Origin of the sequence: Streptomyces sp. NPDC058671 (genome assembly GCF_042716475.1) — a bacterium.
In the GTDB taxonomy this organism is placed as follows: Bacteria; Actinomycetota; Actinomycetes; order Streptomycetales; family Streptomycetaceae; genus Streptomyces.
This window is the reverse complement of the sequence record NZ_JBHXSA010000002.1, coordinates 410,373-422,426: the sequence shown is the minus strand read 5'-3', so window position 1 is coordinate 422,426 and position 12,054 is coordinate 410,373. Positions and strand designations below refer to the sequence as shown.

The 12,054-nt window shown below is 72.0% G+C and carries 12 protein-coding genes and 1 tRNA gene; 8 read left to right on the top strand and 5 right to left on the bottom strand.

The features are described 5' to 3' along the window. Positions 1 to 50 precede the first annotated feature (50 nt). Positions 51 to 302 (top strand): hypothetical protein, encoded by a 252-nt coding sequence (locus tag ACFWV2_RS04130; RefSeq protein WP_384401333.1) that lies wholly within the window; start codon positions 51 to 53, stop codon positions 300 to 302. A 62-nt stretch (positions 303 to 364) separates the two neighbouring features. Continuing rightward, complete coding sequence (locus ACFWV2_RS04125; protein ID WP_384401330.1) at positions 365 to 2,461, top strand: MDR family MFS transporter; 2,097 nt, start codon at positions 365 to 367, stop codon at positions 2,459 to 2,461. A 10-nt stretch (positions 2,462 to 2,471) separates the two neighbouring features. On the opposite strand, the gene ACFWV2_RS04120 is transcribed toward ACFWV2_RS04125, so the two are convergent. Next, on the bottom strand, positions 2,472 to 2,915 hold the full coding sequence (locus ACFWV2_RS04120) for a YchJ family protein (protein WP_384401327.1): 444 nt from the start codon (positions 2,913 to 2,915) through the stop codon (positions 2,472 to 2,474). 113 nt (positions 2,916 to 3,028) lie between these two features. Between ACFWV2_RS04120 and ACFWV2_RS04115 the strand changes: the two genes are divergently transcribed. Then, complete coding sequence (locus ACFWV2_RS04115; RefSeq protein ID WP_384401324.1) at positions 3,029 to 4,372, top strand: 6-phospho-beta-glucosidase; 1,344 nt, start codon at positions 3,029 to 3,031, stop codon at positions 4,370 to 4,372. A gap of 69 nt (positions 4,373 to 4,441) precedes the next feature. Next, on the top strand, positions 4,442 to 6,334 hold the full coding sequence (locus tag ACFWV2_RS04110; protein ID WP_384401321.1) for a M64 family metallopeptidase: 1,893 nt from the start codon (positions 4,442 to 4,444) through the stop codon (positions 6,332 to 6,334). A 121-nt stretch (positions 6,335 to 6,455) separates the two neighbouring features. Here ACFWV2_RS04110 and ACFWV2_RS04105 read toward each other — a convergent pair whose 3' ends face one another. The 3 genes from ACFWV2_RS04105 to ACFWV2_RS04095 all read right to left on the bottom strand — a co-directional run bounded on the left by ACFWV2_RS04105 (position 6,456) and on the right by ACFWV2_RS04095 (position 8,461). Further along, on the bottom strand, positions 6,456 to 7,274 hold the full coding sequence (locus ACFWV2_RS04105; RefSeq protein ID WP_384401318.1) for an SAM-dependent methyltransferase: 819 nt from the start codon (positions 7,272 to 7,274) through the stop codon (positions 6,456 to 6,458). Between the two features lie 74 nt (positions 7,275 to 7,348). Then, positions 7,349 to 7,585 carry a DUF397 domain-containing protein gene (locus ACFWV2_RS04100; RefSeq protein ID WP_317875019.1) on the bottom strand — a complete coding sequence of 79 codons (237 nt, stop codon included), beginning with the start codon at positions 7,583 to 7,585 and terminating at the stop codon, positions 7,349 to 7,351. Further along, positions 7,586 to 8,461, bottom strand: a complete 876-nt coding sequence (locus ACFWV2_RS04095; protein WP_384401315.1) for a helix-turn-helix transcriptional regulator — start codon at positions 8,459 to 8,461, stop codon at positions 7,586 to 7,588. It abuts the gene before it with no gap. A gap of 268 nt (positions 8,462 to 8,729) precedes the next feature. On the opposite strand from ACFWV2_RS04095, the gene ACFWV2_RS04090 reads away from it, so the two are divergent. The 3 genes from ACFWV2_RS04090 to ACFWV2_RS04080 are packed head-to-tail and all read left to right on the top strand — an operon-like array spanning position 8,730 to position 10,402. Then, on the top strand, positions 8,730 to 9,161 hold the full coding sequence (locus tag ACFWV2_RS04090) for an ATP-binding protein (RefSeq protein ID WP_384401312.1): 432 nt from the start codon (positions 8,730 to 8,732) through the stop codon (positions 9,159 to 9,161). A gap of 5 nt (positions 9,162 to 9,166) precedes the next feature. Then, on the top strand, positions 9,167 to 9,643 hold the full coding sequence (locus ACFWV2_RS04085) for a hypothetical protein (RefSeq protein ID WP_384401309.1): 477 nt from the start codon (positions 9,167 to 9,169) through the stop codon (positions 9,641 to 9,643). A 33-nt stretch (positions 9,644 to 9,676) separates the two neighbouring features. After that, complete coding sequence (locus ACFWV2_RS04080; RefSeq protein ID WP_384401306.1) at positions 9,677 to 10,402, top strand: class I SAM-dependent methyltransferase; 726 nt, start codon at positions 9,677 to 9,679, stop codon at positions 10,400 to 10,402. Between the two features lie 63 nt (positions 10,403 to 10,465). Here the strand turns inward: ACFWV2_RS04080 and ACFWV2_RS04075 are convergent. Beyond that, positions 10,466 to 10,553 (bottom strand) — tRNA-Leu (locus ACFWV2_RS04075). 475 nt (positions 10,554 to 11,028) lie between these two features. On the opposite strand from ACFWV2_RS04075, the gene ACFWV2_RS04070 reads away from it, so the two are divergent. Continuing rightward, positions 11,029 to 11,952 (top strand): serine hydrolase, encoded by a 924-nt coding sequence (locus ACFWV2_RS04070; protein ID WP_384401303.1) that lies wholly within the window; start codon positions 11,029 to 11,031, stop codon positions 11,950 to 11,952. Positions 11,953 to 12,054: the final 102 nt, after the last annotated feature.

The window sequence follows — 12,054 nt, the reverse complement described above, 5'->3', positions numbered from 1 at the left end:
ATGGAGACCACACCCTTCCGTACCCTTCCCGAACCCGCTAGGACTGAACCGTGATCACCTCGCCCTCGCGCCTCGTCCCCGTTCCGATCCCCGACCGCGTGGCCGCGCTGATCGGTGCCTGTCTGCCGCTGCACGTCCTCCAGGCCGAGGTCGACGCGGACTGCGCGGTGCGCGAGGTGTACCGGTTCCGGGGGCCGCTGTGCGCGGAGGACCGGGCCGACCGCGAGCACGCCCTCGCGGCGCTCGCGCGGGCCAACAAGATCCTCGCCAAGCACCATCCGAAGCTGCCCGTCACCTTCTGACGGTCCGCCCGTTCGGCGGTCCCCCGCATGCACCGGGACGGAGCCGGTGTGACGCTGCGGGAGTGACCACGACCAGCGACGCGGCGCCCGCGCCCCCGGCCGCCGCCACCGAGCCGCCCCTGCTCGACCGCCGCCGCCGCAACATCGTCTTCGGCACGATCCTGCTGGGTGTCCTGCTCGCCGCGCTCGACCAGACGATCGTCGGCACCGCGCTGCCCACGATCGTCTCGGACCTCGGCGGCGCCGCCCACATGTCGTGGGTGGTCACCGCGTACCTGCTCGCCGAGACGGTCGCGACCGTCCTCGTCGGCAAGTTCGGCGATCTCTTCGGCCGCAAGGTGATCTTCCAGATCTCGGCGGTCGTGTTCATCACCGGCTCGTTCCTCTGCGGACTCGCCACCAACATGACGCTGCTCATCGTCTGGCGCGGGCTGCAGGGCATCGGCGCGGGCGGCCTGATGGTCACCTCCATGGCGCTCATCGCCGATGTGATCCCGCTGCGCGAACGCGGCAAGTACCAGGGCGCCATCGGTGCCGTGTTCGGTGTCTCCACCGTCATCGGTCCGCTGCTCGGAGGCCTGTTCACCGACCATCTCAGCTGGCGCTGGGCCTTCTACGTCAACGTGCCCATCGCGATCCTCGTCGTCATCGCCGCCGCCCGCACGATCCCCTCCGTACGCGCGGCGACCCGGCCCGCCATCGACTACGCGGGCATCGCGCTCATCGCCGCCGGAGCCAGCGCCCTGATCCTGGCCACCAGTTGGGGCGGCAACGAGTACGCCTGGGGTTCCGGCGTCATCATCGGTCTCTTCGCCGGCGGCGTCATCGCCCTCGGCCTGTTCTGCTGGGTGGAGACCCGGGCCGCCGAACCCATGCTGCCCATGCGGCTGTTCGGCAATCCCGTGTTCACCGTGTGCTCCGTGCTGAGCTTCGTCGTCGGCTTCGCCATGCTCGGCGCGATGACGTTCCTGCCGACCTACCTCCAGTACGTCGACGGTGACTCCGCCACCGTCTCCGGCATCCGCACCCTGCCCATGGTCGTCGGACTGCTCATCGCCTCCGTCTTCAGCGGCAACGTCGTCAGCAAGACGGGCCACTACCGGATCTTCCCGATCGCCGGCTGTCTCGTGATGGGGCTCGGGCTCTACCTGCTGTCGCTCATGGATCCGGGAACCAGCACCTGGCTCGCTTCGCTGTACATGTTCGTGCTCGGCGTCGGCATCGGCCTGTGCATGCAGGTACTCACCATCGCCGTGCAGAACACCGTCGACTACGCCGACCTCGGCACCGCCACCTCCGGCGTCACCTTCTTCCGTACGCTCGGCAGCTCCTTCGGCACCGCCGTCTTCGGCACGATCTACGTCAACGCCCTCACCCCCAACCTCACGGCCGGGGTCGGCGAGGCCTCGGCCGTCGCGGGGAGCCTCGGCGTGGACCCGGCCGGACTCGGACAGGCCGCGCAGAGCCCGGCCGGAGTGCACGCCCTGCCGGACGAGGTCGCGGAACCCCTCGTCCACGCCTACGCCGACACCCTCCACACCGTCTTCCTCTGGACCGTGCCGGTCGCCGCCATCGGCTTCGTCGTCGCCCTCTTCCTCAAACAGGTGAAGCTCCGCGACTCCGCCCGCGCCGCGGCGCCCGACATGGGCGAGGGCTTCGCCTCCCCCACCATGTCGGGCGACTCCGCGAAACTCCTCGAACTGTCCGTCGGCCGGATCCTGCGCCGCGCCGACCTCGACACGGCCCGGCGGGTCGTCGCCGCCTCCGACACCCGGCTCGACCCGGCCGGGGCCTGGGCGGTCATGCAGGTCGAGCTCTTCACCCGGACGGTCGGGCACGCGAGCCTGGGCCTGATCTCGGCGGGCCGCCGGGTCCCGCCCGAGGTGCTCCTGCCGGTCTTCGACCGGATGGTCGACGAGGGATTCCTCACCCGCGACGGCAGTCTGCTCTCCCACACCCCGGCCGGGAAGCGCGAGGCGGACGTCATCACGCGCGCGTGGGGCGCCTGGCTCTCCGACCGGGTCGAACAGGAACGCGGCCGTCCCAGCGGCCCCGAGCTGCGCGTGGCGACGGACGCCATCGCGAAGAAGATCGTCGCCGAGGACCTGGCGAACGGCCTCCCCCGTGACCGCCCGACGGTCCAGGCGGGCGCCCGCTGACCACCACCCGCTACGGGGCGACGTCCCCGTCCACGTACACCCAGGCGCCCTCGTGGCGGGCGAAGCGGCTCCGCTCGCTCAGCGCGCCGGGCCCGCCGTCGTGGACGTAGCGGGCCGTGTAGGTGACGGTGCCGCGCTGGTGGAACGCCGTTCCCTCGGTGGCGCCCTCGATCTCCAGGCCGGTCCAGCGCAGGCCCGGGTCGAAGTCGACCTCGTCCGGACGCGTCTCCGGCGCCCAGGTGCGCAGCAGATAGGCCTCGTCACGGACCACGAAGGCGCTGTAGCGGGAGCGCATGAGCAGCTCGGGGGTGGGCGCCGTGCCGCCCGTCCCCGCGTGGAACCGGCCGCAGCACGCTCCGTACCGGGCGTCGAGGCCGCAGGGGCAGGGCGAGTCGGGGGTCACGGCGGGGGCCGCGACGGCGGCCGTACGGGGGCGGGGCTTGCGTCGGGACATGCCGCCATTGTTCCCCACCCGGACCGCGGGACCGCGCCCGGCATGGGGCCGCCGCCGTGGACGCCGGTCCGGAATCCCGCTGCTCAGAGGGCGCGCCCGAGTAGCGTACGAGCATGAAACTGACGATTCTCGGAGGCGGCGGGTTCCGGGTGCCGCTGGTGTACGGGGCTCTCCTCGGCGATCACGCCGAGGGGCGGGTCACCCACGTCACCCTGTACGACCTCGACGAGGGGCGGCTCTCGGCCATCGCCAGGGTCCTCGCGGAGCAGGGCGAAGGGGTGCCGGACGCGCCGGGGGTGACGGCGACGACGGACCTGGACGAGGCGCTGCGCGGGGCGGACTTCGTGTTCTCCGCGATCCGGGTCGGGGGTCTGGAGGGCCGGGCCGCCGATGAGCGGATCGCGCTCGACGAGGGGGTTCTCGGCCAGGAGACGGTGGGGGCGGGCGGCATCGCGTACGGCCTGCGGACCGTGCCCGTCGCGGTGCGCGTCGCCCGCAGGATCGCCGAACTCGCCCCGGACGCCTGGGTCATCAACTTCACGAACCCGGCGGGCCTGGTGACGGAGGCGATGTCCCGGATCCTCGGCGACCGGGTCGTCGGCATCTGCGACTCCCCCGTGGGGCTCGGCCGCCGGGTCGCCCGCGTCCTGGGAGCCGACCCGGACGAGGCCTGGATCGACTACGTGGGCCTCAACCACCTGGGATGGCTGCGGGGGTTGCGGGTCGGCGGCCGGGACGAGCTGCCCCGGCTGCTCGCCGACGAGGAGGCGCTCGGCTCGTTCGAGGAGGGCAGGCTCTTCGGCGCGGAGTGGCTGCGCTCTCTCGGTGCGATCCCCAACGAGTACCTGCACTACTACTACTTCAACCGGGAGGCCGTGCGGGCCTACCGGACCGCCGAGCGGACCCGGGGCGCCTACCTGCGGGACCAGCAGGCCGGTTTCTACCGGGAGATGGGGAAGCCCGACACGCCCGCCCTGGCCGCCTGGCGGCGTACGCTCGCCGACCGCGAGGCCACCTACATGGCCGCCAACCGGGAGGCCGCCGGGATCGGGGAGCGGGACGAGGAGGACCTGGAGTCAGGCGGTTACGAGAAGGTGGCCCTCGCCCTCATGCGGGCGGTGGCGCGCGACGAGCGGGCCACGCTCATCCTCAACGTGCGCAACGGCACGACGCTCGGGGCGCTCGACGCGGACGCGGTGGTCGAGGTGCCCTGCTTCGTCGACGCGAACGGCGCCCACCCGGTGGCGGTGTCCCCGCTGCCGTACCACGCGGTCGGTCTGGTGACGGCGGTGAAGGCGGTGGAGCGGGAGGTCCTCGCGGCGGCGGAGAGCGGCTCACGGGCGACCGCCGTCAAGGCCTTCGCCCTGCACCCGCTGGTCGACTCGGTGGCCGTCGCCCGCCGCCTCGTGGACGGATACACGGCGGAGCACCCGGGTCTGGCGTACCTGCGGCGCTGAGCCGACACCCGCCTGTACGGCCGGCGAACATCTTTACGGCGCCGGGGGCGCGGCCTAGGCTCGCGCCCCATGACCTCACAGAACAAGGGCGTTCGACGAGAGGTGGCCCGCCTCGTCACCGCCTGCCTGCTGGCCGCCGGTCTGGTGGGCACCGTACCGGCGGCGGCGCAGACGCCGACGCGGGGGGACGGTCCGGTGGTCGTCCCGGTGCAGACGACCGGGCCCGCGGACCGACGGTTCAACCTGGTGTTCATGGGCGACGGCTACACCGCGGCCCAGATGCCGGCGTTCCGGGCGGACCTCGAACGGCATCTGAACACCCTGTGGAGCATCGAGCCCTTCGCCTCGTACCGCTCGTACGTCAACGTGTGGGCGGTGGAGGCCCCTTCGGCCGACTCGGGTGTGGACTGCGACCCCGGTCTCGACGCCCCCGCCCGTGACACCGTGCTCGACATGGGGTTCTGGGGCGGCTGCGATCCGGCGAGCGTGCGGCGGCTGCTGACCGTCGACAGCCGCAAGGCCGCGGCACTCGCCGATCTCGTCCCGGGCACGAACCGCGGCAACCGGCAGGTCGTCGCCCTCGCGCACAGCTCCACCTACGGGGGCGCGGGCGGCGGTTACGCCACCGCGTCCGGCGGCAACGCCCTCTCCTCGCTCATCACCCCGCACGAGATAGGCCATTCCCTGGGCGGCCTCCAGGACGAGTACGACTACTACGCGCGCGGTGTCCCCGGCGGGGACTACTCCGGCCCCGAGCCCTCCTCCGCCCACCACACGCTCCTGACGGAGGCGCAGATGCGGGAGCGGAAGGCCAAGTGGTGGCGCTGGCTCGGCGAGGAGAGCGATTCGGGCGGGGTCATCGGACGCCACGAGGGCGGTCTCTACAGCACGAAGGGCGTCTGGCGCCCGAGCCGGCACTCGCTCATGAAGACCCTCGGCTACTCCTTCGACCAGGTGGAGCGCGAGGTCATGGTCCAGGCGATCTCCGCGAAGGTGGACCTGGTCCAGGACCACACTCCGGACACCTCCCCCGTCGGTGCGGACCGGACGGTGTGGGTGGACACCCTGCACCCGGTGGGCGGCGCGCTCACCGTGACCTGGCGCCTCGACGGGCGGACCCTTCCCACGCACGGCGCCCGCACGGTCGACCTGCGGGGACTGCGGCTCTCCCCCGGCCCGCACACCCTCACGGCGACGGTCACCGACCCGACGCCCTTCGTCCGCGACCCGGCGGTCCGCGCCTCCGCCGCCCTCACCCGGACGGTGAGCTGGACGGTGGACCCGGCCCTCACGACCGTCCCGGACGGGACCGAGGCCGCGTTCACCGGCCACACCCCCACCGGCGCGCCCGTCGGCGCCCGGACCGTCGTCCACGCGGACACCACCCACCCGGTGGACGGCACACCGGCCGTGCGGTGGCGCGTCGACGGACGTCCCGTCGCGACCGGCCCCAACGACCGTGACCTGGACCTGCGTCGGCTCCGCCTCGCACCCGGGACCCACGCCCTGAGCGCCCGAATCGCGGGCGGCGACGAGGAGTTGACCTGGACGGTGGACGCCCGTCCGGCGACGGCCGCGTACGAACTGTCCGAGCCGCTGCGTACGGTACGGAGTCCCGGCCGACCGGTGGAGTACGTCTACGACGGCCCGTTCACGCTGCGGCTGACCGCCCGGGACGACCAGGTGGGCGCGGTGGTGCGCCAGTTCCGCGTGGACGGCGACGGCTGGTACACGTACTACGGCTGGCCTACGGACGCGGACGCGCCGTTCCGCTTCACGCCGGACGGCACCGTGATCGACGACCTCGTGTACGGGAAGCTGGGCCGGAGCCGGTCCGTGCCGTGGGACGACGCGACGCCCGACTACGGCACGCACCGGATCGAGTACCGCACGATCGACGCGGCCGGCAACGTGAGCCCCGCACGGAGCTTCCGGGTGACGCTGGTACCGCCGGGGCGCTGAGAGCCCGGACCCCGGGCGCCCGGACGAACCGGCCGCGCAGGCGGATCGGCCGCTCGGGACGGGTCGGGCCCGCGGACCTCTTCGGTCCGCGGGCCCGGTCGCGCTGTTCGTGAGGGGCGGGTCAGGGCTTCCGCGCGACGCCCGCCCACCCGGGGATGGGCTCGTCGCCCGCGACCGGGACCGGCTCGCCCAGCTCCGGGTGCCACTCCGCGGTGAGCGAGACGCCGGGTTCGACGAACTCGAGCCCGTCGAAGAACGCGGCCAGCTCGTCCCGCGAGCGGGGCCGCAGGGTCAGCCCGCGCGCCTTGTACATGGCGGCCGCCTTCGCCGCCCCCTCGGGGTCGAAGTCCCCGGTGACATGGGAGAGGACCAGGTAGCTGCCCGGCGCGAGCTTTTCGACGATCTTGGCGACCAGCTCGTACGCGCCGTCCTCGTCCCCGACGAAGTGCAGCAGGGCGAGCATCGACAGGGCGATGGGCTGATCGAAGTCAAGGACCTTTCCGGCCCTTTCGAGGATGACCTCGGGCTCGCGGGCGTCCGCCTGGATGTACTCGGTGGCCCCCTGCGGGGTCGAGCGCAGCAGGGCGGCCGCGTGCGCGAGCACGATCGGGTCGTTGTCGCAGTAGACGATGCGGGACTCCGGCGCGGCCTCCTGCGCGATCTGGTGCAGGTTGGGCTCGGTCGGGATGCCCGTGCCGACGTCCAGGTACTGGCGGACGCCGTGGGCGCTGAGCCAGCGGATGGCGCGGTGCATGAAGGCCCGGTTGACGCGGGCCATGTCCCGGCCCCGGGCGTCGACGGTGAGCAGTTGACGGGCCATCGCCTCGTCGACGGGATAGTTGTCCTTGCCGCCCAGGAACCAGTCGTACATGCGCGCGGGGTGCGGCGTGCTGGTGTCGATGCGGATCTCACTCCGCGGCGCTGCGGGGTCCTGGGTCATCGGCTCTCCTGGTCGGGGTGAACGAGTGGCGCTGAAGCAAGAGTTACGCGACGGTGAGGGTGGGGCGGAAGGGGTCAGGTGAGCAGAAAATCCGCCTGACCGGATTTGGCCCCCTGGATGAAGGCGGCGATTTCTCCGTGGGTGTAGATGAGCGCGGGTCCTTCAGGGTCTGCGGACTGTCGCACGGCGACCCTGCCGTCGGCCAGCTTCATGGCCTCCACGCAGTTGCCCCCGTTCCCGCCGCTCCAGGGCTTGTGCCATCCCTCGGCACCTAGCTCCGCGGCGGGCATGCCGTTGTATACGCGATCCATTCACAGCTCCTTGCGGAGATCCCGGAGGATGTCCTTCGTGCGTTGTGCAGTCGCGGCCTGAGCCGCCATGCGGTCCATGACCTCCAGGTGGGATGCCACCTCGGGGCGCGCGTCGAGATAGACCGCGCCGGTCAGGTACTCGCTGTAGACCATGTCCGGGAGTTCCGGCATGGCGAAGCGGAAGAGGACGAACGGTCCGTAGGTGCCGGGGTGGTGGCCGGACGCGAACTCCGCGATCTGCAGGGTGACGTTCGGCAGCTCGGACGCTTCGAGCAGCCGGTCGAGCTGGTCGCGCATCACTTCGGGCCCGGCGCCGACCGGTCGGCGGAAGACCGTCTCGTCCATGATCACCCAGAACTTCGGGGCGTCCTCCCTGGTGAGCAGGGACTGACGCTCCATCCGCAGGGCTACATGCCGTTCGGTCTCCTCTTCCTTGTCGGCATCGCTGCCGCCACCGACCGCCCCGCTGCGCAGAATGGCGCGGGCGTAGTCCCCGGTCTGGAGCAGGCCGGGGACGAACTGGGGCTCGTACGCGCGGATGAGGCTGGCGGCCCCCTCCAGGCTCACGTACATGGAGAACCAGCCGGGCAGCACGTCGTGGAACCGCTGCCACCAGCCGGGGAGGTTGGCCTCCTCCGTGAGGGCGACGAAGCCCTCCGCCTCGGAGTCCGGGATCCCGTACTCCTTCAACAGGAGCTGCACGTACGGGATCTTCAGCGCGACCTCGGCGGTCTCCATCCGCCGGACGGTGGCCGGGGCCACCCGGAGGATCTTCGCGGCCTCTTCCCTCTTCAGGCCTGCGCGCTCCCGCAGATCCTGCAGGCGCCTCCCGAGAACGACCTGTCCCACCGTGGGGGCGGACCGCGGCTCGCTCACTCTGACCTCCCCGACGCATGTTTCGACGAGTGTGACACGAAGCCGCTCCAGAGAGAACACGGCACTCTGCAATTTTCAGAGTGCCACTTGCCAAGTGTCCAAGTCAGGAGGACAGTGATCCGGTGAACCAGTACACGCTGCCGCCGTGCGCCACCGCGTCACGGCGACAGCGCCGTACGGCAGTCCTGCCCACTGTTGTGAGGAACCGGTCGTGGCTTCTGGTAACGCGCAGCCTTCCGCTCTGATGAGCTCTCGAGCCCCCAGGGTCATGGCCCAGCGCCCACAGCCTCACACCGACACCGTCCGCCGCTTCGCCTTCGAGCTCCCGGCCCTCACCGCCTCCGTCGCCCGGGCCCGCGGACTGGCCGAGGAACGGCTCATCCTCTGGGGCTGCGGCCCCGACATACGTGACACGGTGGCCCTGGTCCTCTCCGAGCTGGTCACCAACGCCGTCGTGCACACCGCGAGCGGCCGGGTGATCTGCGAGCTCCGCGAGGACGAGGAGACACTGCGGATAGCCGTACGGGACGAGGGCGGCCCGGCGGGCCCGCGGATGCGCGACTGCGGTGAGGAGGAGCGCGGCCGCGGACTCCTGATCGTCGACGCGCTGTGCACCGCCTGGGGCGCCGACCGCACCGGACACGGCACGGCCCAGGTCGTCTGGGCGGAGTTGGCCCACGGCATGGGGGAACCGTGCTGAGGTCGATGGCCACCCGCATGATCCCGCTGTTTCCGGGGATCCGCCGGGCTCCCGACCGCGTTTCGGACTCCCGCCTCGCACCCGCGCTCCGCCCCGGTCCCTCCGCCCGCCCCCGGGACCTGGGCGCCACCCGCCTCGCCGTCCCCACCGGACTGCACACCGGCCTCGGCTGCGACGCCGTCGGCGTCCCGGCCCGCTTCGGCTTCAAGATCCTCTCCCGGCTCCCCGCCAAGGGCTGCGTCTACGCCGACGCCGACTGGTGGTGGTGGCTGGTCCCGGCCGGTTCCGACCACGAACTGACCTGGCCCATGCCCGGCTGCTACGCCCCGGGCGCCGAGATCCCGGACCGCCGGCCGCGCCTCATCCACCACCCCGACGGGACCTCGCCCTACACCCCGCCGATCCCCCTCTACCTGCTGGTCTGCCAGCTGACGGGGACCGCGCCGTCCTGGTCGGCACGGCAGGTGGGCAGCGCGCTCTGACCGTCGGGGCCCGGACGGCATAGGGTCGGGAGCATGTTCACCCCGCAGGGTCCCAGCCTCCGCGAGCTGACCGTCCAGGCGCTCTCCTCGGTCGAGCGCGGCTACGACCTGCTCGCCGACACCTTCGACGCGACCCCCTTCCGCACCTCCGACCGTCTCCTGACCGCCGTCGCCCGCACGCTCGAGCCCCTCGGCCCCTTCGACTCGGGGCTCGACGTCTGCTGCGGCACCGGCGCGGGACTCGGCGTCCTGCGCTCCGTGTGCGCGGGCCGGATCACCGGCGTCGACTTCAGTACGGGCATGCTGACCCGGGCCCGCGACTCCCACCCCGCCGCCGACCTGGTCCGCGCCGACGCCCTGGCCCTGCCCTTCGCCCCGGTCTTCGACCTGGCGGTGAGCTTCGGCGCCTTCGGCCACTTCCTCCCGGACGACCAGCGCACCCTGTTCGGCCAGGTCCACGCGGCCCTGCGCCCCGGCGGCACCTTCGCCTTCCCCCTGCCGGCGCCGCCGCCGGTCGGATCCCGCCTCTACTGGACCCTGTGGGGCTTCGACGCGGCGATGCGTGTCCGCAACGCCGTCCGGCGGCCGCCTTTCGTCATGTACTACCGCACCTTCCGTCTCGCGGACGTCCGCCGCCGGCTGGGGGACGCGGGCTTCGACGTCTCGCTCGCCCCGGTCGAGACCCTGGGCCGCAGGGAGGACGGGAGCCCGCGGTGCCGACTGGTCGTGGCGCGCAAGCCCCAGGACCGGCCGGCCTGATCGACGGCGTGGAACGCGAAAGGCCGATCGATCCGAAGATCGACCGGCCTTTCCGCTGGTCGCTGGTGTCCGAGGGGGGACTTGAACCCCCACGCCCGATAAAGGGCACTAGCACCTCAAGCTAGCGCGTCTGCCATTCCGCCACCCGGACAAGGTGTCTGTCGCTTCGGGGTTTCCCTCGCGGCGACAGATGTAACTCTACCAGGGGATGGAGGTGCCTTTCACCAGCGTTTTCCGTGGTCAGTGGGGTCGGGCGGCCCGATTCGGTGGATCAGGTGATTCCGGCCAGGCCGAGCAGCGGGTTCTTCGCTTCGGTGGCCGCGACGAGGGTGGGGAGCGACCGTCCGGTGGATACGGGGACCTCGACGTGGGCGAAGCCGCCCGGAGCGCCACGGGGGCGGGAAGGCCGTTGCCCGGGAGCCCGGCGCCCCCCGACGCCGGCTCCGTGGGGGCCACACTGACGAGCACGACGCGGTCCAGGCCAATCCTTCGCCGTGAGTCCGTCAGGTCATCGTGAAGGCGGTGACGAGCCGTTCGCGGGATTCGTACAACCATCCGCACGCTCAGGAGTCATGTATGGCGACCGCGCTGTAGGCGTGTTCGTCTCGTTTCCAGGGGGGACCCACATGACTCACCACATATCCCTGCGTGCCCGCGTGCTTCCGGTCGTGGCCGCGGCCGGGATCCTCGTGCCCGTCGTCGCGGGCGCGGCGCCCGCGTCCGCCGCCACCGCGCCGCAGGTCAGCTGCACGTCGGGCAAGGCCGGGCTCGCCGCCAAGCTCCAGAAGGACATCACCGTCGCCCTGGCCGGGCGCACCGGTACCGTCGCCGTCGGCCTGCGCGACCGCACCACGAACACCACCTGCACGCTGCGCGCCACGGGCTCGTACGACTCGGCGAGCATCGTGAAGGTGACCGTCCTCGCCACGCTCCTCTGGGACGCCAAGAAGACCAACCGGTATCTGACCTCGCGCGAGACCAGCCTCGCGACCGCCATGATCACCAAATCCGACAACGCGGCCACCACCTCCCTGTGGAACCAGCTCGGTGTCACCAAGGTGAAGGGGTTCCTGTCGGCCGCGGGCATGACGCGGACGGTGCCGGGGGCCGGGGGCTACTGGGGACTCACCCAGATCAACGTCACCGACGAGCAGCGGCTGCTCTCGCTGATCACCGCCAGGAACTCCGTCCTGAGCGACAACTCCCGGGCCTACATCCTCAAGCTCATGGGGAGCGTCATCACCTCGCAGCGGTGGGGGACCACGTCGGGCGCACCTTCCTCCGTGTCCGTGCACGTCAAGAACGGCTGGCTGCAGCGCGCCACGCGCGGCTGGCGCGTGCACAGCATCGGCACCTTCAAGGGCGGCGGCCACGACTACAGCATCTCCGTGCTCACCGACGGCAACAGCACGATGAGCTACGGCGTGAACACGATCCAGGCCGTGGCCAGGGTGATCCACCGGGACCTGACCCCGACCGTGTCCGCCGCGTCCCGTTACACGCCGACCACCAGGCCCGCCGAGGCGTACGTCGCGGTGCCCCGGGGCTGACCGCGCTGCTCGCGCGCGAAGGCGGCGGCGCCGGTCCCTGTGTCGGGCCCGGAACGGGCGGGACCGCTCCGATGTCCCGACCGGTCCGGGACTCGGGCGGTC

Coding starts and splice junctions, on each gene's coding strand:
- ACFWV2_RS04085 (WP_384401309.1), top strand. CDS start 9,167: ATGGCCACCCGCATGATCCCGCTGTTTCCGGGGATCCGCCGGGCTCCC.
- ACFWV2_RS04120 (WP_384401327.1), bottom strand. CDS start 2,915: ATGTCCCGACGCAAGCCCCGCCCCCGTACGGCCGCCGTCGCGGCCCCC.
- ACFWV2_RS04105 (WP_384401318.1), bottom strand. CDS start 7,274: ATGACCCAGGACCCCGCAGCGCCGCGGAGTGAGATCCGCATCGACACC.
- ACFWV2_RS04115 (WP_384401324.1), top strand. CDS start 3,029: ATGAAACTGACGATTCTCGGAGGCGGCGGGTTCCGGGTGCCGCTGGTG.
- ACFWV2_RS04070 (WP_384401303.1), top strand. CDS start 11,029: ATGACTCACCACATATCCCTGCGTGCCCGCGTGCTTCCGGTCGTGGCC.
- ACFWV2_RS04110 (WP_384401321.1), top strand. CDS start 4,442: ATGACCTCACAGAACAAGGGCGTTCGACGAGAGGTGGCCCGCCTCGTC.
- ACFWV2_RS04100 (WP_317875019.1), bottom strand. CDS start 7,585: ATGGATCGCGTATACAACGGCATGCCCGCCGCGGAGCTAGGTGCCGAG.
- ACFWV2_RS04080 (WP_384401306.1), top strand. CDS start 9,677: ATGTTCACCCCGCAGGGTCCCAGCCTCCGCGAGCTGACCGTCCAGGCG.
- ACFWV2_RS04090 (WP_384401312.1), top strand. CDS start 8,730: ATGGCCCAGCGCCCACAGCCTCACACCGACACCGTCCGCCGCTTCGCC.